Raw genomic sequence first — 261 nt, forward strand, 5'->3', positions numbered from 1 at the left:
GTCATTTTGATATCATGACAACGCTGCTTAATCGAAGGGGATTCTTCCATGAATTCAACAAAGCAAATATAAGCGATGGTGAGATCGTTTGTTTGTATTTCGACTTGGATAATTTGAAGTACATTAATGATACGTATGGCCACTTCAAAGGTGATGACTATATCTCTGGCTTTGCGTCATGCATAAAAAACAATGCAAAGTACAACATCATATCGGCTAGGGTCGGTGGTGATGAGTTCATTGTCGTCATACACTCAGAAG

1 protein-coding gene is annotated in these 261 nt (G+C 38.7%); it reads left to right on the forward strand.

The window, feature by feature from the left end; genetic code table 11:
• Positions 1-261, forward strand: a 261-nt coding sequence (locus tag AB4512_RS24300) for a GGDEF domain-containing protein (protein ID WP_372176056.1), incomplete at both ends; no start/stop codon positions are given.

The organism is Vibrio sp. 10N.222.52.B7, assembly GCF_041474275.1.
Lineage (GTDB): Bacteria > Pseudomonadota > Gammaproteobacteria > Enterobacterales > Vibrionaceae > Vibrio > Vibrio crassostreae_C.